Below are 21,903 nucleotides of genomic sequence, written 5' to 3' on the forward strand. Positions count from 1 at the left end.
ACGGTCGATGCGCGAGAATTTGCCTCCCATCCTCATCATCGGCGGCGGGCTCGCCGGCGTGTTCTGCGCGCTCAAAATGGCGCCGACGCCGGTGGCGATCTTCGCGCCGACGCCCGTCGGCTACAGCGGCTCGTCCTTTTGGGCGCAGGGCGGCATCGCCGCGGCCGTCGAAGAAGGCGACACGCCGGAAAGCCACGCCGACGACACGGTGGCGGCGGGCGGCGGTCTCGTCGACCGCGACATCGCGCTCGGCATGGCGCAAGAAGCGCGCGCCCGCGTCGAAGACCTCGCGGCGATGGGAACCCCCTTCGATCGGTCGGCCTTCGGCGCCTTTCTCCCCTCGCAGGAGGCGGCGCATTCGCGTCGGCGCATCGTGCGCGTCCAAGGCGATGTCGCCGGGCGGGCGATCATGGACATTCTGGCCAAGGAAGTCGCCAGGACCCCATCGATCCAGATCGTCGAAGGCTATTCGGCGCAGGAGATCATGGTGCGCGAAGGTCGCGCGGTTGGCGTGCGCGCCCGCGACAACGCCGGCATGATCCACGAGACGCCCTGTTCGGCGCTCATCCTCGCGACGGGCGGGGTTGGACATCTGTACCGGGTCACGACCAACCCGTTGGAGGCGCGCGGCATCGGCGTCGCTATGGCGGCGCGGGCGGGCGCGTTAATCGCTGACGCGGAGTTTGTTCAGTTTCACCCCACGGCGATCGACATTGACGCCGATCCGGCGCCGCTCGCGACCGAGGCTCTGCGCGGCGAGGGCGCGACGATCGTGGATCGGGATGGCCGACGCTTCATGCTCGACATCGATCCACATGGGGAGCTTGCGCCGCGCGACATTGTCGCCCGCGGCGTTTTCGCCAGCGTCAAGGCAGGAAAGGGCGCGTTTCTCGACGCCCGTTCGGCCATCGGCGCCGAATTCCCGACGCGCTTTCCGACCGTTTACGCAAGTTGCATGAGCGCCGGGATCGATCCCTCGCGCGAACTTATTCCGATCGCGCCGGCGGCGCATTACCATATGGGCGGAGTCTGGACCGACGGCCGCGGGCGGACGAACCTCGATGGCCTCTGGGCGGTCGGCGAAGTCGCTTCGACCGGCGTTCACGGCGCGAACCGGCTCGCGTCCAATTCTCTTCTCGAGGCGATCGTTTTCGGCGCCCGCGTCGCTGCGGACGTGCGCGCGACGCCCCTCTCGCCGGTCGACTGGCGTCCGAAAGCGGAGCGCATGGAGCCAGCGCCGCGCGATCGTGATTTCGCGGTCATCGAAGAACTGCGCGATCTGATGTCGGCGAATGTGGGCGTCATCCGCAACGGCGCCGGGCTCGCCGTGGCGGTTCGGTCGATCCGGCGCATGATCTCGCGAACGAGCGACATTGAGGCGCGCAACATGTTGACGACGGGTCTGTTCATTGCGGCGGCCGCGCTCCAACGGCGCGAGAGTCGCGGCGCGCATTTCCGCTCTGACTTTCCGCAGCCGGCTCCCGCCCTCGCGCGCCGCTCGCTCACGACGCTCGACGCCGTCCTGCGCATCGCCGACGAGGTCGAGTCATGATCCCCGATTTGCCCCCGATGCTGATCGAGGCGGCGGTTCGCGCCGCGCTCGCCGAAGATTTGGGCCGCGCCGGCGACGTCACGACGCAGGCGACAATCCCCCCGAGCGCGCAAGCCCGGGCGGGAATTGTCGCGCGCGATTCGGGCGTGGTCGCCGGACTTCAGGCGGCGCGCGCCGCCTTCTCGCTCATGGACCCTCAAATCATCTTCGAAGCGCAGGCGGCCGATGGCGCCCGCGTCGAGCCGGGAACGCTCGCAGCGATAATTTCCGGGCCTGCCCAGCCCATTCTCTCGGCTGAGCGGGTGGCGCTCAATTTTCTTGGCCGGCTGTCCGGCGTCGCCACGCTCACGGCGCGCTACGTCAGCGCCATCGCCGGCACGTCCGCGCGAATCTGCGACACGCGCAAAACGACGCCCTTGTTGCGCGCCTTGGAAAAATACGCTGTGCGATGCGGCGGCGGCGTCAATCACCGCTTCGGCCTCGATGACGCCGTGCTCATCAAGGATAATCACGTCGCCATCGCTGGCGGCGTTATCCCGGCGCTCAGAGCCGCCAAGCGGAATATCGGCCATCTCGTCAAAATCGAGATCGAAGTCGATACGCTCGACCAGTTGCGCGAGGCCCTCGACGAGGGGGCGGACGCCGTGCTGCTCGACAATATGACGCTCGACGATCTGCGCAGCGCCGTGGCCCTCGTCGGCGGCCGCATGATCTGTGAAGCCTCGGGCGGCGTCACGCTCGCGAGCGTGACGGAAATAGCGAAAACCGGCGTCGACTTTATTTCCGTTGGCGCGCTGACGCACTCCGCCCCGGTCTTCGATTTCGGTTTAGATGTTGAATTCGTATGAGTTTATTCGTCAGAGAGACTTAAGCCGCTCGATGCCGCCGATCGCTTCCTTGTCGAAGCTGGCGCTGCTATAAGCCGTCAACCTTTCGCGGACCCTTGAGAAACATCAGGAGCCATGCCCTCGTTCTTCGCCCGAAAGTTGATCAATCGAGTGCGGCGAAGGCTTTGGAGCTCACCGCTCTCATCGATGCCGTCGCCCCTGCGGGCCGAGGCGACGCGCGACAAAAGCCTCGCCGCCGAAATCGGGGACTATGAGCGCGCCTTCGGCTACGCCCATAGCGCGGGATCGATGCCCCTACGCACCTTGCTGCGCATCGAGCGCCTGCTGACCGGAACGGAGATCTTCTCAGCCGAAACGGGCTGCGGAAAATCCACGATCTTTTTTTCGCGCATCGCCGAACGGCACAAGGTTTTCTGCTTTGACGACCGCGGACAGAAGGCGTCAAGCGTCGACTATTTCATGAACTGTCCCGCGACCCGTTCGGACCGCCTCGACCTTGTCTTTGGCCCGACTCAACTGACGCTGCCGCGACATGACGACCATTCTCGTTACGACCTTGTCCTGATCGACGGTCCGCACGGCTTTCCGTTCCCCGAACTCGAATATTACTACTTCTATCCGCACCTGAAGACGGATGGGCTGCTCGTCGTCGACGATATTCATATCCCAACGATCAGCCGGCTCGCGGACTTCCTGAGCGAAGACCAGATGTTCGAAAAGGTGGAGTTTGTCGGCTCGACCGCGATCTTCCGCCGAACCGACGCCCCGGTCTTCGATCCGCTGGGCGACGGATGGTGGCTGCAGGCCTTCAACCGCCGACGCGCGTCGTTCTCGAAAGACATCTATTTGGAGGATGGCAAGAAACGGGCGCCGATCTCTTTTGAAGGGATCTACTGAGCCGCCGATTGCTCGGCGCTTAGGTTCCGGTCCGCCTGCGACAGACGACCCAAACGCAGGCCGCGCTTCTCCAGCATCTCCGGCAGTCGAGTCGACAGCAGGAAAGCGAGCTCCTGCTCGCGGGTGATCGTCACCGGATCGAGCCTTCGCAGCTCTTCGTCCACATGGCCAGGATGGCACATGATGAGATGTCTGCTGCCGGGCGCTCGAAGATAACTCTGAAAAATCTTCGCGTAATCGAAGCTTGGATGAAAATCCGAGAATCCGGCGAAGCCGTCGTTGAGGCCGAAGCCGCGCTGGCGCACCTCCCGGCGAAAGCCGCTGGCCAGCGTGAGCGCAGAGAGCGCCTTGCGGGCGTTGATGCCGCGCAAGAGAATGCGATGTAAGCCATCCCCGGCGTCGCGAACCCAGGCCCGGCCGCCGAGCTTTCGCTCCTCCATCGCGTCAAGCAGCGCCGTCCTGATGCCGGGAAGGACGTGGATATGCTGGTGGCCGTCGACATGGTCCGGCGGGCGGTCGATCACCGCCTCGAAGCGGTCGAACTGACGATCGATCTCGTTGCGAATCTCGTCCATTGGCAGCCGCCGGCCGAAAGCCATCTGGACAACTTTGGAAAGCGGGGGAAACTCGCCATTGGGCGCGAACTGCGGCATGGACGAAAGAGGCCGCCCGAGGGTGAGATTGAAATGCAGGCCGATGTCTGCGTTTCGGCCGCGCCGAGACAGCTCCAGCCCCATGGCAGGCCAGCGGGGACCATTCACCAAAGCCGAAACCGCCGTGAGCCTCCCCGCGTCGAGCGCTTCCAAAATGCCGGCGCTCACCCCATAAGACAGGCTGTAATCGTCCGCGCATACCGCAACAATCTGGTTATCAACCATCGCCCGCTCCTCTGCGCCGCCCAGGCGACTGCGCCTATGCTGCGCCCGTTAATCCTATGCTCTGCCTATAAATATTGGTTTAAACGCCGCCATGAACAGGCCTGATGTATCGATCGTGATCCCCGTCTTCAACGAAGCGCAAAATCTTCGCGCTCTCGCGGCCAGACTCGCCCCGGCCGTTGACGCATGCGACGTCTCCTATGAGGCAATCTTCGTCGACGACGGCTCCAGCGACGAGAGTCTGGAGATCTTACGCGACCTCTGCGTCGAGGAGCCGCGCTTTCGCGCCCTGTCGCTTTCCCGCAACTTCGGCAAGGAGGTGGCGATCGTCGCCGGGCTTGACGATACGCTGGGACGCGCGGTCGTCATCATGGACGCCGACCTGCAACACCCGCCGGAAGTCATCCCGCTCTTCATCGAAAAGTGGCGGGAAGGCTACAAGAACGTCTACGGCGAGCGCATCGACCGAGCGAGCGACCCCAAGCTGCGCGCAGCGTTCACGCATGTTTTTTACCGTTTGCTGGAGGACTTTGGCGACGTGCGCCTGCCGCCAGGCGCCGGCGACTTCCGCCTTCTCGACCGGCAGGCGGTCGACGCGCTGCTGACGATGCGCGAGCGCGCGCGCTTCAATAAGGGCCTCTTCGCCTGGATCGGATTCAAATCAATCGGCGTGCCCTTCGACGTCGAAGGCCGCGCCGGCGGAACGTCAAAATTTAATTTCTTTCGGCTTGCGCGATTTGCGCTCGACGGGCTGATGTCCTTTTCGTCGATTCCGCTCAAGGTGTGGACCTATGTAGGCCTAGCGATTTCCGCCTTCGCGATCGCGATGGCCGGCTACTATTGGGCCCGCACCATGGTTTTTGGCGTGGATACGCCGGGCTTTCCCACTCTGGTGGTCTCAATCGCCTTCTTTTCCGGCGTTCAGCTGATTTCGCTGGGCGTGCTCGGCGAGTATGTCGCCCGCATCTTCAATGAGGTAAAGGGAAGGCCGCTCTATCTCGTCGCCGAGAGGCTGGGCGAGAACGACTTAGCCAACGGCAAAGCGGGCGACTAGGTCGACAACCGAATACGGGCGGGCTTTCGCAGATGCGTCACGCGCGGCAGCGGCACAAAGGGGACGAGGCGTGAATCCATGAACACCGAGCGCCGTTCGCCATTGCGCGGCAGAAACCTCTTGATCGCCGCGGCCTTGATTGCGCTCTTCGCCGCCTTCGGCGTCCGCATGTGGCGCTTCGTGGCGGCCCCCGCCCTGCCGACCCTTCTCGACGGCCTCCCCGAATCGAAAACCGAGGCCGATCAGCGGGTCTTCCAGGCGCGGCTCGCCCAACGCTTTCACGTGGGTTCGACGGAGGTCGACGATCTCATAGATGAACTGCGCGACGACGGGTTCACGGTCGATGCGGATCAGGATGTCGCCACATACGAGCGCCGAGCCGACATTTCCGACAAATGCCGACGCAGCGCCAACATTCGTTGGTCTCGTGGCGAAGGCGACGAGCTTGCCACGATCACCGGCGGATACTACCTGCACTGCCCGCAGCACTGACGGGAGCGCAGGCTTGACCGAATCCTGCTAGGACGATTGCGATGATTCGCAATCTGCTCTCGGTTGGCGGCTTCACCCTGCTCTCGCGCGTGACGGGCTTTCTGTCGCTGGCCATGCAGTCGGCGATCATGGGCGCGGGGGCCGTCTCGGACGCTTTCTTCATCGCCCAGCGGCTACCCAACAGTTTTCGCGCGATCTTCGGCGAAGGCGCGTTCAACGCGGCTTTCGTCCCATCTTATTCGATGGCGATCGAGCAGCAGGGCGACGAGGCGGCCGAAGAATTTGCCGGCGAAGTCTACACGCTGCTCCTTGCCTCGCAGATCATCTTGCTCGCCATCGTCTGGACGCTGACGCCGCAATTCGTCTCGCTGCTCGCGCCGGGACTCGACGACCGGCCAGAAAAATTCGCGCTGGCCGTCAATCTGACGCGCATCACCTTTCCCTATCTGCTCTTCATCACCCTTTTCGTCTTGCACCAAGGCGCGTTGAACGCTCATGGGCGTTTCGCGCTTCCGTCCTTCGCCCCCGTTCTGATGAATCTTACGGTAATGGCGGCGCTCGCCGTCGCCTTCCTTTTTCCAAACGCCGGCTATGCGGCGAGTTGGGGCGTCACCGTCTCGGGCGTTCTGGAACTCGGACTGTTGATGTGGCAAGCGCGGCGCATTGGCGTCCTGCAGCGCTTGCGCAGGCCGCATTGGTCGCGCGTGCGCGATTTCTTCATTCGCCTGGGGCCGGCGATCATCGGTTCGGCCAGTCCGCAGATCGCCGTGCTCGCCGACACAATTCTCTCATCGATGCTTCCCGACGGTGGCGTGTCGTCGATTTCTTACGCGGAGCGGTTGTACCAGCTTCCGGTCGGCGTCATTGGCATCGCCGCCGGCACGGTGCTGCTGCCGGAGATGAGCCGCCGTCTGGCGACGGGCGATGAGGCGGGCGCGCTTCACGCGCAGAGCCGGACAATGGCGCTTACCGTCGCGCTGGCGGCGCCATTTTTTATCGCCTTCGACACGATCCCGGAGTTGATCGTCGCGGGGCTCTTCCAGCGCGGCAAATTCTCGGCGGCCGACGCCTACGCCGCCGGGGACGTGCTCGCCGCCTATGGCGCCGGTCTGATGGCGCTCGTGCTGATCGCCTCGGCGCGCGCGAGTTTTCAGGCGCGCGGCGACACACGTACGCCAATGCTCATCGCGCTGGCGGCGCTCGCCGCGAATGTCGCGTTGAAGATCGTGCTGTTTCGACCGCTCGGGGCAGTCGGGCTCGCGACGGCGACGTCGGTCGGATTGTGGATCAACCTCGCCGCGCTCGTCGGACTCGCGCTCGCCCAGGAAGGAATGCGATTCGACGCCGTTTTCGTGAAGACGCTCGGCGCGACGTTTGTCGCCTGCGCCTTTCTCGCCGCGGTCGCCATTTTCGGCCGTTCATCCGCCTTGGCGCTCGGCGCGCATTTCGGCGCTCTCGCCAACCTCGTCGCGCTCACCGCGCTCGCGCTCGTCGGCGCGCTCGTCTACGCCGGCGCCCTTCTCGGCGCGCTGCGCGCGAGCGGGGTGACGATCGCAAGCCTTAGACGATAGGGATCAAACGAACTGCGCGATGCCCGGGATCGAATCGACGATCGCCCGCAGCTTCTCCGGCCCGACTTTCTCTTCGGCATAGCCGAAAATCTCATGACCCAGTTTTGGAATCTGGCTCATGTCGACGCCCGCGCCGTTCAGCTTGGCGGCAAGGCCCATCAGCCCGCCCATGCCCCCCATCAAGCCTGCAAGCCCGCCTCCGCCGCCGCCAGCGGATTCGGCGGACTGGATCGCCTCAGGGGCGCCGGGCACCTGAGCGAGTAACTCCGAGACGGCGCCGTCGCGCGATTCCTTTTGAAGGAAGCCCAGAACGAGCCCCACCGCCGTCCTGGCGACCTCTGCGTCAACGCCAAGGGCCGCCGAGACGCGCGCCACCAGTTCATCCATTGCAGGCTCCCCTTCGCAAACCGAAAGACGCCGGACTGTCGCCGCGACAGAAAGGAAAATCAAGCGTTCCGATTGCGTTTATACACGCGCCGGATGGCTGACGCGCGCGGCGCGCGTCAGCCAGATCGTTACGCCGAGTGACGCAGATCCGTCGGCGAGTCGCTACGCTCACGCAGCGCCGGCAGAATGTTCCTGATCTTCTCGGCGCCCTCGGGACCAAGAATTTCTTCTGCGCGATTGATCACTTGGCGAACCAAGGCGTCGGTCTGCGCTTCACTGATCCCGAGCTTTTCGAGCTGTCCGGCGAGAATATTTACATCGGCGCGGCCGCGTCCGATAAAGCTCGTCATGCCTTCGATGACCTGCGTGACCCCGCCGTCGCCGGTGTACTGAGCTGTGTCAATCGCCTCTTGCGCGCGCGGCATCTTGGCGATCATGACCTGCATATTGCCGGTCGTATCCTTGTCGCGAAGAAAACTGAGCACAAGGCCGAGAGCCGCTTTGGCGACTGTCGGATCAAGCTTCGTCTCGGAGACGACGCTACTGGTAAGCTTTTCCATTGGACATCCTCTACGCGAACCATTGTGGTTGCGCTAGATGTCGCGGCAACGCTCGCCTTCAAGCGTCGCTATACCGCCCGACTAAGCGGCGTCGAGGCCGTAGAGCGAGTGCAACGTGCGAACGGCGAGTTCCGTATAGGCCTCGTCGATCAACACGGAAAACTTGATCTCCGACGTGGTGATGGCGCGAATATTGACGCCCTTCTGCGACAGGGCGCGAAACGCCTCGGCGGCGACGCCGGCGTGGCTGCGCATGCCAATTCCGATCGCGGAAATCTTGGCGACGTCTTTTTCGCCCGTTATGCTCGCGAAGCCGATCGCATCCTTCACCTTCTCGATGATCGCAAAGGCGCGCTCGTAATCAGCGGTTCCTACGGTGAAGGTCATGTCGGTCATGCCCTCCTCGGAGACGACCTGCACAATCATGTCGACGTTGATTCCGGCCTCGGCCAAGGGCATGAACACCGCCGCCGCGACCCCCGGCTTGTCGGCGACGCCGCGAAGCGTGATCTGCGCTTCGTCGCGCGAGAAGGCGATGCCTGTGACGACTTGCGCTTCCACAATGTCCTCCTCGTTGCAGATTAACGTCCCCTGCCCCGGATTTTCCGGATCGTCGAAGGACGAGCGCACGTAGGTCGGCACGCCGTGCACCATGGCGACCTCGACCGAGCGCACCTGCAGGACCTTCGCGCCCAGCGACGCCATTTCCAGCATCTCTTCAAAAGCGATCTTGTCCATGCGCCGCGCCTTCGGCACGACACGCGGATCGGTGGTGTAAACGCCGTCTACGTCCGTATAGATGTCGCAGCGGCTGGCCTTGATCGCCGCCGCGATGGCGACGGCGCTCGTGTCCGAGCCGCCACGTCCAAGCGTCGTGATCCGCCCGGTTTCACGGTGCACGCCCTGAAAGCCCGCGATGACGGCGACTTCACCGTGGCTGAAGCCTTCGAGGATGCCCGAGCCGTCGATCGATTCGATCCGCGCCGCGCCATGCGTTGAGTTGGTGTAGATCGGCGTCTGCCAGCCGAGCCAAGAGCGGGCGGGCATCCCCGCCTTCTGCAACGCCATGGCGAGAAGCCCGGCCGTCACCTGTTCGCCCGAGGCGACGACGGCGTCATATTCGCGTTGATCGCAAAGCGGCGCCGCCTCCCTGCACCAGGCGACAAGCTCGTTGGTCTTGCCGGCCATCGCCGAGACCACCACAGCGACCTCACGCCCAGCATCCACCTCGCGCTTCACATGGCGCGCGACATTGTGGATGCGTTCGACAGTGGCGACGGAGGTGCCGCCGAATTTCATAACCAGGCGTGACATGAAGACCGAAAATGGGCGAGACGCTCGCGTCTTACGGGAAGCGGCGCTATATGTGTCCGCGTCGGCGGACCTGTCAACGGGAGCGCCCCGTCTAGGAAATCAGGCGCAAGTTCCTTGTCCTTCGAGGCGCGCGCTTTGCACGCTCCTCAGGACGAGGAGCTTGCGCATAATTCTCGGCATCTTCACGAGGTTCCTCTTGCCCCAACAGTCCGCTCCCCACTCCGCCAGCGTCGATCCCGAAGACGTCGCGCGTTTCAACCGCCTGGCCGAGCTCTGGTGGGACAAGAATGGCAAGATGGGGATTCTCCACGAGATCAATCCCATTCGAGTCGCCTATATCCGCGATCACGTGCGCCGGCTCATCCGACATGACGCCAGCGCGCTCAACGCGCCGGCGGACCGGCCGCTCGAGGGCGTGCGCATCGCCGATATCGGCTGCGGCGGCGGCATATTGAGCGAGTCGCTGGCGCAGCTCGGCGCTCATGTGACCGGGGTCGACCCTGCGACCAACAACATCGCCATCGCCAAACGGCATGCCGAAACGTCCGGTCTGGACATCGATTACCGCAATATCACCGCCGAAGACCTCGCGGCGGCCGGCGAGCAGTTCGACGCGGTGGCGGCGCTCGAAGTCATCGAGCATGTGGAAGGGCCGCGGGAATTCGTCGCCATGCTGGGGCGGCTGCTGAAGCCCGGCGGGCTGCTCTTTCTGGCGACGATCGACCGGACGACGAAAAGCTATCTGCTGGCCATCGTCGCCGCCGAATATGTGCTGGGCTGGGTGCCGAAAGGCACCCACAACCATGACAAATTCATCCGCCCGGACGAACTCTCGTCATGGGTGCGTCATGGCGGCATGCGGGAAATCGATCGCGTCGGGATGAGCTTCCAGCCGCTGACCAGAAGCTGGCGAAAAAGCCACGACACAGACGTCAATTACCTGATGGCGGCTCGAAAAGAAGGCTAGGCTCGGGCCGGTCGGGTTGCGAGAATGCGCTGAAGCTCTTGTTCGCACCCGCCGTCGCCGGTAAAATCTGAGCCTATGCATAGAGATTCTCGCACGCGCTCCCGTCTTCTCGTCGCTGTCGCCGCCGGACTGGCGATCGCCTTCGCTTTCAACGCTGCGGAAGCGAAGCCCAAGCCGGGCGCTGAAGACGCCCCGGCAGAGGACGCCAACGCCAAAAAGCGAAAGCCGGCAAAAAACGAGAAAGCCGAGAAACCGGCGGACAAAGGCTCCGACAAGCCGGAACAACTCGGAAACTTCGGAGAATGGGGCGCCTACGCCGCCCAAAGCGGCCGCAACAGGACCTGCTATGCGCTCGGCCAGCCCAAGGAGCGTACGCCGAAAGCGAAGCTCAAAGACGCATCCGCCTATATCTTTATCTCGACGCGACCGGCGGAAAATATCCACAATGAGGTCGCGATCAATCTCGGCTATGCGACAAAGGACGGCTCCGCCGCTGTCGCCGACATCGACGGCGACAGCTACGAACTCATCACCAAGGGAACGAACGCCTGGGTGAAGGATCAGTCGCGGGAGAAGGAATTCGTCGGCGCGTTGCGCGGCGGCGCCAAGCTCACCGTGAAGGCCGCTTCGTCGAAAGGGACAAGCACCACCGACAGCTATTCGCTCAAGGGATTGTCGGATGCGCTGGCCCGCGCCGTCCAGGAATGCAAGTAGCTCCTACCGCGGCTGGCCTGCCGGTGTCGGAGCGCTTTTGACCGAAGCCGCGATTGAGCGGATCTCGGGCGCCACGCCTGGATATTTCGACGCCAGCTGATCGAGATCGCCGATTTCAACGTCCTGCGGCATCACGCCCGGCCATTCGGTGCTGGCGCCAAAAAACCAGCGTCCGCCGCCCAGAAGCCGCGCCGTGTGAAATGTGTCGCCGGGAATAAGCAGCTGAACGCGCTGGCCGGCGCGCAGATCCGGTCCGACCACCACGCGCTCGGTTGAGCCGTCGCGATGGAGCAGGAACAGCTCCAGCGGATCGCCGAGGTAATAATGATAGAGCTGATCGTTGCGGATTCGGTGCAGCCGAACCGGCGCGTGCGGCGTCACCAAAAAGTAGAGCGCCGAACCCACTGGCCCGCTGCGCGCGAAGGGCGGCGGTAAGGCGTCCGCGCCGAAGGACAGCTTGCTCGTATAGGTGAGCCGGACGAAGCCGCACGTCGCATTGGGCTCGAGCGCGAGCAGATCGACAATGTCTTCATGGCTCAGAGCTTCGGACATGACGGCCCCTTCGGTTTGAACGAATGGCGATGGCTGAAAAGTCGATAGCACGCGGATAAGCCGAACGGCAGGGCTTGCAGCCTCTCGCGCGACGCCTGGATCCAGAAAGTATAAGTTTCATGATACCAAGTATTTGACCAACAGAAATACTGTCTGTGGTCCTTGTTTCCGCGAGCCGTTTCCGCAGACTGCGCCCAGCCATGGCAGTCCCCCTGTAGCTGTCCTGGTGGACGGCGGCGGTTTTCATCGCTGCATCATCCGCCGCCGTCCCTGTCCTTCCGGCGAAAGCCGAACAACAATAGAATGGGAGAGGCAAATGGCCGTTAATGTTCACGACGGCGAGGTCGGCAAGATCCTCGTGTATCTGATCGGCTTCACCGCTTTCGTCATCGTCGCGCTTACCTGGGTTCCGCATTGGATCTCGCCGGACAGCGCGAATATCACGGTAGAGACCGGCAACACGGCGCGCATGATCCAGTGACGTCGCGACGCTCCGGGAGCCGTCCCTTCCGGAGCGTCGACGCAGGCGCGTCGCGCCAGTTGCAAAGCAAATTCGTTTCCGGCATAACGACGCCGCGACGGCTGCGCGACTTGCTTTGCCGGCGCGACGGATGCGGGTGTAGCTCAGGGGTAGAGCACAACCTTGCCAAGGTTGGGGTCGAGGGTTCGAATCCCTTCGCCCGCTCCAATTCAACGCTCCGCGAATCCCCCACTGCGGAGACCGGGGTCAGATGCTGACGACGCGCGCCCCCGCGAAAATCAATCTTACGCTTCATGTGCTCGGCCGTCGGGAAGACGGCTACCACGCGCTCGAAAGCCTCGTGGCCTTTTCCGGCGCAGGAGACACATTGTCCTTCACGCCAGGCGACGCGCTGTCGCTCGAAATTTCGGGGCCGACCTCCTCCGCCGCAGGGGCCGGCGACGACAATCTCGTGCTGCGCGCCGCACGACGGCTCGCCGAAGAGATAAGCGGCCTGCGACTCGGCCGATTTCGACTCGAGAAGCGCCTGCCTGTCGCGGCTGGCGTTGGCGGCGGTTCGTCGGACGCCGCCGCGGCGCTGCGCCTTTTGGCCAAAGCGAATCATCTCGCGCCGGACGACCCGCGCATCGTCGAGGTCGCGCGCGCGGTTGGCTCGGACGTGCCGGTCTGCCTCGACCCGCGAGCGCGAATGATGCGCGGCGCCGGCGAGACTCTCGGCCAACCGATTCGCCTGCCGCTCCTGCCGGCCGTGCTGCTCAACCCCGGGGCGCCGGTCGCAACCGGACCGGTCTTCGCTGCGCTCGGATTGCAACCCGGCGCGTTGCGCGCAGGCGCCGCGCATGCCGACATCGCCGCGCGGCCAAGCGCGGACGAACTCCTTGCAGCGCTGGCGAAGGGGCGCAACGACCTCGAAGACGCCGCCTGTCTGCAGGCGCCCGTGATCGTCGACGCGCTCGCCATGTTGCGCGGCGCCCGGGGCAGCCGGCTCGCGCGGATGTCGGGCTCGGGCGCGACGTGCTTTGCATTGTTTTCGACGCGGCGCGAGGCTGTGCGCGCCGCCAGCGTCATTCGCGCCCAGCATCCGGGATGGTGGGTCAAGACGGCCGTGCTGAGATGACCCGCCGGCCGCCGCCAAAGGACCGCAGCGCGCATGAGCGGGGCCGCCGCACGACGGTCGCACAGTCCGAGACGCGCAGCCTCTTCCGCGCCGCCTCGCCCGACCTCGTGACGCTTTACGGCGCTCATGCCGTGCGCGCCGCGCTGACGGCGCGCAAACGCAAGCTGCTGACGCTTTATGCGACCGAAACCGCGCTGCCGCGCATCAACGAGCTTGCGCAGGCGGCGGGACTCGAGCCGCGCCTCGTTGATTCGCGCGATCTCGAGCGGCGGCTCGGCCCGGAGGCGGTGCATCAGGGCTTGCTGCTCGAAGCGCGGCCGCTGCCGGAGGCGGACATTTCCGACATTGTCAGCGTCAGCGGCGTGGTGCTTGCGCTCGACCAGATCACCGATCCGCATAATGTCGGCGCGATCCTGCGCACGGCCTGCGCCTTCAACGTCGACGCGGTGATTGTCACGGAACGGCATAGTCCGGAGTTTTCCGGCGTCCTCGCCAAAGCGGCCTCGGGCGCGCTGGAGTTCACGACGATCGTCTCCGTCGTCAATCTTGCGCGCGCCCTCGACGACCTCGCCGCGCGCGGCTATGCGCGCGTCGGACTCGACTCGGACGGCGCCGAATCACTTTCGACCATTACGCTGTCAAAGCCGCTGGCGCTTGTGCTCGGCGCAGAGGGCAAGGGATTGCGCCGCCTCACGCGCGAACGCTGTGACGCCGTGGCGCGGCTCGATCTTCCGGGCCCGATCAAGAGCCTCAATGTGTCGAACGCCTGCGCCGCCGCGCTGAGCGTCGTGACGACGCGGCTCGGGTGAGGTGGGGGCTGGGGATGAGGTTCGGGTGAGCGCCCCGCGTGGGATTGACCTCTCCGCCGGCTTGGACGCATAGAGAAGTCGCGCGATGCGCCTCGATGACGCCACGGGCCGGTTTAGCTCAGCTGGTAGAGCAACTGATTTGTAATCAGTAGGTCAGGGGTTCGAATCCTCTAACCGGCACCAAATACTTATGTGATTTTGCACGGTTTGGCACGCTTAAGCGCAACTTTGAGAAAATTAGTTGGATAGCGCCACGATTGAAGACCCGAGAGGCCTTTCCGAGGAGGATCGGAAGGCAATCGTCGAGTGGGCGTATCGCCACCCTGAGATACAGGAGGTCTACCTTTACGGCAGCCGAGCCCGAGGCGATTATAGACCTGACAGTGACATCGACTTAGCTGTCGTAATGGAATTTTTGGACTGGTTCGACTTCATTGATGCATTCCGGCGAGAGCCAGACCTGCACCTTTCTTCGCCGGTACACCTTGAGTGGTTCAACGAAGATGCCGGGCTAGAGCGTGTCGGAGGCGGAGTAGCACGGGATGGCGTGCTGCTATTCCAACGTTAGCAGGCGACATATGGCCGCACGCTCCTCGTATTTGCATGGTCACTGAAAGCGGGGGGCGATACTAATTAATTGTACGTTCGCCTCGTCTGCGAGTTCTGCGGGGAACGGCTTGCCCAAGCCTTCGAACATCTTACCCGCCCACATCTTCGCTTCGATAAGTTTGAGATCGACTTGGCGAGCCACCCAACTTCGAGCGCTCTTGGCGCGCCTGCAGAACAAATTCTCGAAAAACGCCACCCGAGTCGAGCATGCGCCAGCACGGCTACCCCTGCCGCTACGGATCCGCAAGGCCGCCGAGTCCTTCGTTGTTGAGGACGCCGGCGGCTTGGCGCTCGTCTATGTCTATTTCGCGGAAGATCCGAGCCGGCAAAGGCTCGTCAATCGGCTCTCCGGCGCCGACGCCAAGGGATGACGTTTACCAGCATGGACCGCACCAGCAACGCCACCCGTTGCATCGACGGACAAATCCCGGTCCACATCCATAGCGCCCCCACGTGCCATTGCACGCGGCTTCCTGCTTAGGGGTATAATTGGTTGCCGGAAGGGATCTTGATGGTCCCGGACCGGTCATGGCGCTCGCTCCGGTGCTCGTGACGGCGAAGCAAAGAATAGAGGCGGCTAAGGCAATCGAAGTTCTGCGCATGTCTCCCACCCAGCTTTTATCTGAAGCAGCGAAAGAGGAACGCCAAAGCTTAGGATTGGTTCCCCCTCCGAAATAGATATGGGACCTGCGTGAGAGATGCTGCCTACCCCTCTTGTTCAATCGAAAAAACGCCTCGCCAGTTCATCCGTGCTCGGGGCATTATCGGGCGCCCCCTCCCTCTCAAAAAAAGCCCGGTCGTCGTCTATGCTCCCCGGATGCAGCGCCCCGCCCCGCCGACGATCGCCGACCTTCGCGCCGAGAGCGTCCAAGGCGCGCGGGTATGGTGCTTAATCGCGACTGCCAGACGCGACGCTTCGTCGCCGGGAATGCGGCGCCCGTGAGGTGCAGGTCATGCCGGACTGGCCGCCGTATCTAGCTTCCAGCTAGATTGCGCCAAGCATGCAGACGATGGACATCAGCGACATTCCCATGCGGCGCGGCTTCGTGTATCTGGCGGCGACAATCGACGTGGCCAGTCGGCGGATGCTGGCGCATCGTGTTTCGAGAGAGGAAAATTAATGTTCAATAGTTGTGCACTGCCTTCCGGCGCTGTCTGCTTCTTTCTAATGTTCGCCTCGGCCTTCGCGCCATTTGGCGCCCCTGCGTCTGCCCAAGATGCTCCCGCTGGAAAGCCGTCCGCCACAGTGACGATCGAGCAAATCCAGGTCGCGTTCATTGGCTCCGGCTCGCTTGGCGGTGGGACACTAGAATACGCTGGAAAATCCTATCCCATCACTGTTGGGGGATTGGGAATTGGCGGTATAGGAGCTTCCAAATTGACGGCCTCTGGCGCCGTTTATGGCCTTACGAGGCTTTCGGATTTCCCTGGGGCTTACGTTCAGGTGCGACGGGGTTGGGCTATTGCTGAGCGCGGGCGAGGGACGATGTGGCTAACGAATGGGAATGGCGTCACCATGAAATTAAGCGCAACACGCCAAGGATTGCAGACTGCGCTGGGGGCAGACGGCGTGTTGATTGAATTCAAGTAGCCCAAGCAAAACAAGAACGCCCCGCAGTTACATCCACGGTCGGGGCGTTCTATGGGCGACGACGATTTGGGGGCGGTCGTCGCTCAGCGTAATGTAAGGCTTAAAGCCTATGCCGCAAATAGTCCGACTTAAGCGCGCATCGCTCGGCGCTTTCGACGATGCGCCGGGGCATCTGCATGGCGACGCCGTCGGTCGGTCACGCGGGTGAGCCAAAGGAAGAACCGTGCGAGTTTCCGATGTGCGTAGGCGCAGCGACTCGCGCTGCGCCTACCGTCACCCGAGTATGGCGGCTAATCGCCGTCCGGCGCCCCTCCCCCTGCCGCGCCTTCAAGCACTATTCGGCCGGTGGGATCCTGCGGCTCGGCATGGGGCAGCGCATACCCCCAATACGTCATGCCCTCGACGTAGTACGGCGGGGGTGGACCGCAGGGCGCCCTGACGTAACCTTCAAAACATCTGGGGCTCTTCGCGAGAGCCGAACCTGAACCAAACAGCACGACAAAAAGTGCGGCCAAGATTGCTTTCGACATCTTACTCTCCCAGCAGCGCCGTCACGACGTGAGCGCATGCGGTGAGTTATATTTCTGTCACTCAGTTGTGGTAGGGGCCGCGCCGCAATTTTGATACGCCGTGAGCTCTACAATTTCGTCAGAAGCGACGGTGACCCAGCGCGCGCCCGACGACTGACAGTCGTCGGTTTCACACTCGCAGGCGCGCGCGGCGCGGTCGTCGGGCGTGACGTTCGATGACGCCAACGCAACTCCAGCTATGGGTTCGCATCTAGCGCGTTCGTTTTGCTCGCTGGCGATGCGCGGCGCCGGTCACCCTAGTGACGCATATCCGGATCGCGATTCCGCCAACCGCCGCCGAGCGCCATGAAAAGCGCCGCGGTGTCGGCGAGACGCGTCGCCTCGGCCTGCACGCGCAACAACGAGGCGCTGAAGTAGATCCGCTGTGCGGTAAACACCGCGATCTGCGAGACCTGGCCATACTTCAATTGCATGCGCACGATATCAAGGCTGCGCTTCGCGGCGTCTTCGCTCTTGCGCGCGGTTTCGACCGCCCTGGCGTCCACCTGCAGGGAGCGCAGCGCGTCGGCGACGTTCTGAAAAGCGTTGATGACCGTGCTGCGATATTGCGCGTCGGACTGCTCCAGAGCCGCGACCGCCGAACGTTCCTTGTTTAGCAGCGTCATGCTGTCGAAAAGCGGCTGCGCGGCGTTGGCGGCAAGCGTGTAGAACCCTGTGCCGGGCGCAAAGAGCTGCGCGGCATGAAAGGCGCTGGCGCCGAGATTGGCGGAGAGCGTGATATTCGGCAGCCGGCTGGCGCGCGCGACGCCGACCGCGGCGGTCGCGGCATGAAGATTGGCCTCGGCGGCGCGAATGTCCGGACGTTGCGCGACGAGCATTGAGGGCACGCTCACCGGAACTGTTCCCGGCAGCTTCAGCTGCGAGAGCCTGAATTTCTGCTCGATCTCGTCAAAGGAGAACCGGCCGGCGAGAGCGGTCAGCAGGTCGCGCTGGAGCGCGAGCTGGCTTCGATCTTGAGCTGTGTCCACGAATAGACGCCGCCGGCGAAAATGATCGCCGTCGCCAATATCACGCCAGCGCGGTTCTTGAGGCAAAACTCGACGATGCGCTCAATCATTCAAGAGCACCCCGCCCCGCACGACGATCCGCTGGCCGGCGGTGAGGCCGACGACGACGGCGCCGCCGTTGATGTCGGCTTCGGGATCGACGGGCCTGCGCTCGAAGGTCCAAGGCGCAACCTCGACGAAAACATTCGACGCGTCGTTGACCATCATCAGAGCCGAGGGGGGAATAACCACGCGCTGCGACGGCGGCGAGAAGAAGCGCACGGTCGCGAACATGTTCAATTTGAACATGCCGTTCGGGTTATCGAAAGCGATGCGCACTTTATTGCGGCGCGTGTCAGCCTCGAGCAATTGGCTAATAATTTCGACCTTGCCGGCGAATACTTCGTGCGGATAGGCGACAAGCGAGACTTCGACCCTTTCCCCCTTCTGCACAAAGGAGAGATCTTTCTCCTGGACGCTTGCAGTGACCCATACGCGATCGAGATTGGAGATGGTCATCATCGGCGACGTGGTGTTGTCGATGAAGTCGCCGGGCGCCGTATCAAGCGCCGTAATCGTGCCATCGATCGGCGCATTGAGGGTGATCTTACGCTGGCCCGTGAGCTTGCTGTTGTCGCCAATCACGTCGAGCCGGGCTTCGGCGCGCTTCAGTTCCGACGTCGCCTGCAGAAAGTCATTCTGCGCTTGCTCCAGGTCTCGAAGCGCGAGACCGCCCGCCTTGTTCAGACCCGTAGCCCGATCGAGCGCGCTTTTGGTCAGCTTCGCGGTGGCTCGGGCCTTTTCAGCGTCGGCCACCGCCTGCGCCAAATCGCCTGAATCAATGGTCGCCAGCGGCTGGCCCTTCTTGACGTTGTCGCCCAGTTCGACGTTGAGCTCGCCAACCCGTCCGTTGACGGGCGCCAATACTCTCACCGTCCGCGCCGGATCGGCTTCGACCGCGCCGGGGACAATGCGGCTCAGGCTAACGTTGCGGATCTCGACCGGGGCGACAGCGATGTGACTCCGGTAGGGCGAACCCTCGGGAATGAAGATCGCTTTACCCTTGCGCACGAGGGGCGGCGCGCGTCGCCCTTCTTGCGCCTGCACTGTCTCCTGGCGGGAGAAACTCTTCTCCGGAACGAAGCGATAAATGAGGGCGCCGAACAGGACCAATGCGCCGGCCGTCGCGGCGCTGAAGATTTGGCGCCGGCTCAGGGAAAAACGGTTCATGCGACCCAGCGCTCGCTTCACGTCCAGTTTGCCGCTCCATACACTCATACTCCAGGGCCCGCCGCTTATTCGCAAGGGAAGTGAAACAGTCAACGCGCTCTGCTTCACGTTCTAGCTTAAGGCCAGCGAACTGCGACTGAATAGTGACAGCGCGCTTTTCCAAATGACTTAGATGCTACTGGTTTGTTTCTGGAATATTGCTAGAGCGCCAGCGGCCTAATTTGGAGATTGTCTCTTGCGCGCTGACGCGGCTCGAGCGCGCGGTCCTCGCGTCATTGATGTGCGCGCGCCGCGCCCGGCATTGCGCCGCGTCGGTTTTGGCTCGACGCCGACATGTGCTCAGAAGCCGCGCGCGCCGCGTCCCCGCAGGAACTGACGCGGAGACGTCGGCGTGCGCCCGGGAAAAGGCAATTATACGCACGCTTAGGCGTGTTCAAAAAAAGGGCGAGACGGCCAGCGTCTCGCCCTAGACATACGCCGCGAAATTCGGTCCGATCAATGAGACCAAGCCGCAGCCCACGACAACTGTTGTGATTGCCGCAATGTTCAGATCAATGGTTCTTCCTAGCCTTCGGCGCAGCAGCGCTCCACTTGTGGAAAATACCTAGTCGATAAGGGGTTAGATGAGACTAAAGACGCGCGTCCGCCATCCGGGTCGTCAAACCCCTCGCGCGCCGCTCCTGAAGAAGAACTCGGCGGCTAGGAGACGATCGGCTATAAGGGCTGGATCCGATCCCAGAGCAGTAACGCCGCGCTGACCGACACGAGATTTCAAGAGGAACATCGTGAGGATTTCGTTGAGAAGCACTCGTCTGGCGAATTCAGTGGCGCGCCGCCGCCGCAACCCCTGTCGAAGCCTGTGCGCCGGGTTCAGCAGAGGAGCCCTTGCCGTTGCTCTTTTGGCCGTTGCGCTTTCCAGCGCCGCCGATGCGAAGCAGAAGCATGCGGCGCCTCCGCCAGTCCCGGCGGGCGCAGAGACGGCGCCGCCTTTGGATCAATGCGGCCACCCGATCGTCACGGACAACGTCGGAAAACCTTACATAGACCCTGTCTGCATCGCCCTCTCCGATCACCTGCAACCCCCGCTCTATATTCCCCGGCCTGAATGCAACAGGGGCGTGGAGCCTTATGATTCGAGTTGCTTCTTTGAGCGACTCTATACGGTGATGACGGCGTCGCCGGGTCCCCGGCCTCTCAATACGCCGCCTGCTCCATATCCCTTCAAGTAACTTGAGCGCTTCACGCCGGGCGACGCTCTCATCCCCTGCCCGCACTGCCTCTGCGTAAGGCGCAGCGGCGGAAGAGAATCGACGCCATTTCGCCGCGATTCAGGCGCATGCATAAAATCTCCGCCCTATACCGAAGGTGGGATTCCACGCATGCACGACCTCATCATTCCGCCGGAGCCGCCACAGCCGAAAAGACACGGCCCGCCAGCAAAACTGCCGGTGGAGATCGTCATCGATCGCCGCGGCGCTCGGCCGGTCCGCTATGGTCTGATCGCCGCGTTGATCGGGCTTGCCGGACTTGCGGCCACGCATTTTTATGCGCCCGACCGTTCCAAGGACGCGACAGTTCAAAAGGCTGAGGCGCAGGCGCCGCAGCAGGTCACGATCCCGGTCTTGGACGAAGCGTCGAAGCGTCGGATCGCCGCCCTTCAAGATCAAGTGCACGAGCTGCGCGCGAAATTGGACGCCGTGGAGAAACGACAAGAGGCCGACCGTGCTCGCGCGCAGCCCGCCAGTCCCCCTCCGCCCGCGATCGAAAACCAAGCCGCTGCCGTCGCCGCGAAAGCGCCGCCCGTGACGCGTTTGCCCGAAAAGGGGCAGGCCAAAGTCGCGCGCGCCGCCGGGAGCGAAAACGCTAAAGTCGACATGACGCCCGTCCAGACGATTGCGCCGGCTTCGAAAGTCGTTAGCGGCTACAGGGTGCGCGACGTCTATCAAGGCGCCGCACTTATTGAATCGGACAGGGGCATGATCGGCGTCGAACCCGGCGAAGTGGTGCCGGGCGTTGGTCGGGTGATCGCCATTCAGGAACGCGGCGGTCGTTGGGTGGTCGTCACGGAGAGCGGAGAAATTCTCGGGAATGCGCGCGGACAGTCGCGCGCCGCGGCTCCGCGTCAGCGCCAATTCGCGCGAGAACTCGACGGCTTTGAGCCCGGCCCCTTCGAACCGCCAATGTATCCTCGCTACTGATTATCGGCGCGCGCTCCGGCGAACGCGCAGTTTCTCGCAGCGCTCGCGCCGCGTTGCTTGCGAGCATACGACGCGATCGCATTCAGTCGTTGCGACGCGCCGGCAAGAGGCGAAGCGTTTCGAACGGCCCCCAGGCGAATTTGCCATTGTCGACGGCGAAATCGCCGTCGATGACATATTCGACGACGAGTTCAGAAATCCTCCGCCACTCTTCTGGCGTAGGCGCCTCCCAAATCGCTTCAGGCGTTCGCTCGTTATTGGAGAGAGCGAAGATCGCTTGAGTGATTGCAGGATGGGTTTGCCGGTTGACGCTCCATCCGACCGGCGGCGGGATGCAAGAGCATATTCTATTGTTCATCGTCGCCTCCTCGGGCTCATTTCGCCCGGCGCGAGGCGCGCCGTGTTGAATGTTAGCATAGAATGCGGCGGGCTGGAGAGATCTTTGCCGATAATCTCTTTCGCTCGATGACAGCTGCGCCTTATCTGAATAGGCGCGGAAGCGGGAT

23 protein-coding genes, 2 tRNA genes and 1 pseudogene are annotated in these 21,903 nt (G+C 63.2%); 16 read left to right on the forward strand and 10 right to left on the reverse strand.

Annotated features, from left to right (window positions below; translation table 11 throughout):
* The first annotated feature begins 7 nt into the window (after nucleotides 1–7).
* The 3 genes from IYY11_RS10670 (at nucleotide 8) to IYY11_RS10680 (ending at nucleotide 3,297) form a co-directional block, all read left to right on the forward strand.
* Entirely contained in the window at nucleotides 8–1,552 is a 1,545-nt protein-coding gene (locus IYY11_RS10670; RefSeq protein WP_196403830.1) for an L-aspartate oxidase, read from the forward strand.
* Nucleotides 1,549–2,400 (forward strand): carboxylating nicotinate-nucleotide diphosphorylase, encoded by an 852-nt coding sequence (nadC, locus tag IYY11_RS10675; RefSeq protein WP_196403831.1) that lies wholly within the window; start codon nucleotides 1,549–1,551, stop codon nucleotides 2,398–2,400. The genes IYY11_RS10670 and nadC overlap by 4 nt, the downstream gene beginning before the upstream one ends.
* Nucleotides 2,401–2,586: 186 nt before the next feature.
* The gene (locus tag IYY11_RS10680) at nucleotides 2,587–3,297 is read left to right on the forward strand and encodes a class I SAM-dependent methyltransferase (RefSeq protein WP_196403832.1); all 711 of its coding nucleotides are present in this window, start codon (nucleotides 2,587–2,589) and stop codon (nucleotides 3,295–3,297) included.
* Here the strand turns inward: IYY11_RS10680 and IYY11_RS10685 are convergent.
* Complete coding sequence (locus IYY11_RS10685; RefSeq protein ID WP_196403833.1) at nucleotides 3,291–4,175, reverse strand: ChbG/HpnK family deacetylase; 885 nt, start codon at nucleotides 4,173–4,175, stop codon at nucleotides 3,291–3,293. The two genes, IYY11_RS10680 and IYY11_RS10685, sit on opposite strands and share 7 nt — an antisense overlap.
* 91 nt (nucleotides 4,176–4,266) lie before the next feature.
* On the opposite strand from IYY11_RS10685, the gene IYY11_RS10690 reads away from it, so the two are divergent.
* The 3 genes from IYY11_RS10690 to murJ all read left to right on the forward strand — a co-directional run bounded on the left by IYY11_RS10690 (nucleotide 4,267) and on the right by murJ (nucleotide 7,292).
* Nucleotides 4,267–5,229: a glycosyltransferase family 2 protein gene (locus IYY11_RS10690; RefSeq protein WP_196403834.1), complete on the forward strand. Its 963-nt coding sequence runs from the start codon at nucleotides 4,267–4,269 to the stop codon at nucleotides 5,227–5,229.
* Between the two features lie 120 nt (nucleotides 5,230–5,349).
* Nucleotides 5,350–5,721, forward strand: a complete 372-nt coding sequence (locus IYY11_RS10695; protein ID WP_246719854.1) for a hypothetical protein — start codon at nucleotides 5,350–5,352, stop codon at nucleotides 5,719–5,721.
* A gap of 41 nt (nucleotides 5,722–5,762) precedes the next feature.
* Complete coding sequence (gene murJ / locus IYY11_RS10700; protein WP_196403836.1) at nucleotides 5,763–7,292, forward strand: murein biosynthesis integral membrane protein MurJ; 1,530 nt, start codon at nucleotides 5,763–5,765, stop codon at nucleotides 7,290–7,292.
* Nucleotides 7,293–7,295: 3 nt separating this feature from the next.
* Here murJ and IYY11_RS10705 read toward each other — a convergent pair whose 3' ends face one another.
* The 3 genes from IYY11_RS10705 to IYY11_RS10715 all read right to left on the reverse strand — a co-directional run bounded on the left by IYY11_RS10705 (nucleotide 7,296) and on the right by IYY11_RS10715 (nucleotide 9,553).
* Nucleotides 7,296–7,679, reverse strand: coding sequence for a DUF2267 domain-containing protein (locus IYY11_RS10705; RefSeq protein WP_018408432.1), 384 nt, complete (start codon nucleotides 7,677–7,679; stop codon nucleotides 7,296–7,298).
* Between the two features lie 128 nt (nucleotides 7,680–7,807).
* Complete coding sequence (locus IYY11_RS10710; protein ID WP_196403837.1) at nucleotides 7,808–8,239, reverse strand: hypothetical protein; 432 nt, start codon at nucleotides 8,237–8,239, stop codon at nucleotides 7,808–7,810.
* An 81-nt stretch (nucleotides 8,240–8,320) separates the two neighbouring features.
* Nucleotides 8,321–9,553 (reverse strand): aspartate kinase, encoded by a 1,233-nt coding sequence (locus tag IYY11_RS10715; RefSeq protein ID WP_196403838.1) that lies wholly within the window; start codon nucleotides 9,551–9,553, stop codon nucleotides 8,321–8,323.
* Between the two features lie 196 nt (nucleotides 9,554–9,749).
* Here IYY11_RS10715 and ubiG point away from each other — a divergent pair, with 196 nt between their 5' ends.
* Nucleotides 9,750–10,520 carry a bifunctional 2-polyprenyl-6-hydroxyphenol methylase/3-demethylubiquinol 3-O-methyltransferase UbiG gene (ubiG, locus tag IYY11_RS10720; RefSeq protein WP_196403839.1) on the forward strand — a complete coding sequence of 257 codons (771 nt, stop codon included), beginning with the start codon at nucleotides 9,750–9,752 and terminating at the stop codon, nucleotides 10,518–10,520.
* A 75-nt stretch (nucleotides 10,521–10,595) separates the two neighbouring features.
* Entirely contained in the window at nucleotides 10,596–11,234 is a 639-nt protein-coding gene (locus IYY11_RS10725; RefSeq protein WP_196403840.1) for an invasion associated locus B family protein, read from the forward strand.
* Nucleotides 11,235–11,237: 3 nt separating this feature from the next.
* Here the strand turns inward: IYY11_RS10725 and IYY11_RS10730 are convergent, their stop codons facing one another.
* On the reverse strand, nucleotides 11,238–11,786 hold the full coding sequence (locus IYY11_RS10730) for a cupin domain-containing protein (RefSeq protein WP_196403841.1): 549 nt from the start codon (nucleotides 11,784–11,786) through the stop codon (nucleotides 11,238–11,240).
* A gap of 316 nt (nucleotides 11,787–12,102) precedes the next feature.
* Here IYY11_RS10730 and IYY11_RS10735 point away from each other — a divergent pair, with 316 nt between their 5' ends.
* From IYY11_RS10735 to IYY11_RS10765, 7 genes are all read left to right on the forward strand, one after another.
* On the forward strand, nucleotides 12,103–12,267 hold the full coding sequence (locus IYY11_RS10735) for a hypothetical protein (protein WP_018408438.1): 165 nt from the start codon (nucleotides 12,103–12,105) through the stop codon (nucleotides 12,265–12,267).
* Between the two features lie 132 nt (nucleotides 12,268–12,399).
* Nucleotides 12,400–12,474 (forward strand) — tRNA-Gly (locus IYY11_RS10740).
* Between the two features lie 43 nt (nucleotides 12,475–12,517).
* Nucleotides 12,518–13,384 carry a 4-(cytidine 5'-diphospho)-2-C-methyl-D-erythritol kinase gene (locus tag IYY11_RS10745; protein WP_196403842.1) on the forward strand — a complete coding sequence of 289 codons (867 nt, stop codon included), beginning with the start codon at nucleotides 12,518–12,520 and terminating at the stop codon, nucleotides 13,382–13,384.
* Nucleotides 13,381–14,193, forward strand: a complete 813-nt coding sequence (locus tag IYY11_RS10750; RefSeq protein WP_196403843.1) for a TrmH family RNA methyltransferase — start codon at nucleotides 13,381–13,383, stop codon at nucleotides 14,191–14,193. The genes IYY11_RS10745 and IYY11_RS10750 overlap by 4 nt, the downstream gene beginning before the upstream one ends.
* A gap of 107 nt (nucleotides 14,194–14,300) precedes the next feature.
* Nucleotides 14,301–14,376: transfer RNA gene (locus IYY11_RS10755), tRNA-Thr, on the forward strand.
* Between the two features lie 58 nt (nucleotides 14,377–14,434).
* Nucleotides 14,435–14,761, forward strand: a complete 327-nt coding sequence (locus IYY11_RS23825) for a nucleotidyltransferase domain-containing protein (RefSeq protein WP_210331300.1) — start codon at nucleotides 14,435–14,437, stop codon at nucleotides 14,759–14,761.
* A 199-nt stretch (nucleotides 14,762–14,960) separates the two neighbouring features.
* Nucleotides 14,961–15,173, forward strand: coding sequence for a hypothetical protein (locus tag IYY11_RS10765; RefSeq protein ID WP_196403844.1), 213 nt, complete (start codon nucleotides 14,961–14,963; stop codon nucleotides 15,171–15,173).
* 1,510 nt (nucleotides 15,174–16,683) lie between these two features.
* Here the strand turns inward: IYY11_RS10765 and IYY11_RS10770 are convergent.
* The 4 genes and pseudogenes from IYY11_RS10770 to IYY11_RS23300 form a co-directional block, all read right to left on the reverse strand.
* A complete protein-coding gene (locus IYY11_RS10770) occupies nucleotides 16,684–16,923 on the reverse strand; it encodes a hypothetical protein (RefSeq protein WP_196403845.1) in 240 nt (79 codons plus the stop codon).
* A gap of 296 nt (nucleotides 16,924–17,219) precedes the next feature.
* Nucleotides 17,220–17,927, reverse strand: a pseudogene (locus IYY11_RS10775) (TolC family protein); the annotation flags it as partial.
* Between the two features lie 105 nt (nucleotides 17,928–18,032).
* A complete protein-coding gene (locus tag IYY11_RS10780; protein ID WP_246719855.1) occupies nucleotides 18,033–19,199 on the reverse strand; it encodes an efflux RND transporter periplasmic adaptor subunit in 1,167 nt (388 codons plus the stop codon).
* Nucleotides 19,200–20,020: 821 nt separating this feature from the next.
* Nucleotides 20,021–20,143: a hypothetical protein gene (locus IYY11_RS23300; protein WP_281431692.1), complete on the reverse strand. Its 123-nt coding sequence runs from the start codon at nucleotides 20,141–20,143 to the stop codon at nucleotides 20,021–20,023.
* Nucleotides 20,144–20,578: 435 nt separating this feature from the next.
* Between IYY11_RS23300 and IYY11_RS10785 the strand changes: the two genes are divergently transcribed.
* The gene (locus IYY11_RS10785) at nucleotides 20,579–21,397 is read left to right on the forward strand and encodes a hypothetical protein (protein ID WP_196403847.1); all 819 of its coding nucleotides are present in this window, start codon (nucleotides 20,579–20,581) and stop codon (nucleotides 21,395–21,397) included.
* Nucleotides 21,398–21,479: 82 nt separating this feature from the next.
* Here IYY11_RS10785 and IYY11_RS10790 read toward each other — a convergent pair whose 3' ends face one another.
* The gene (locus IYY11_RS10790; RefSeq protein ID WP_018408452.1) at nucleotides 21,480–21,755 is read right to left on the reverse strand and encodes a hypothetical protein; all 276 of its coding nucleotides are present in this window, start codon (nucleotides 21,753–21,755) and stop codon (nucleotides 21,480–21,482) included.
* Between the last annotated feature and the right edge of the window lie 148 nt (nucleotides 21,756–21,903).

Origin of the sequence: Methylocystis sp. H62 (assembly GCF_015709515.1) — a bacterium.
Taxonomy (GTDB): domain Bacteria; phylum Pseudomonadota; class Alphaproteobacteria; order Rhizobiales; family Beijerinckiaceae; genus Methylocystis.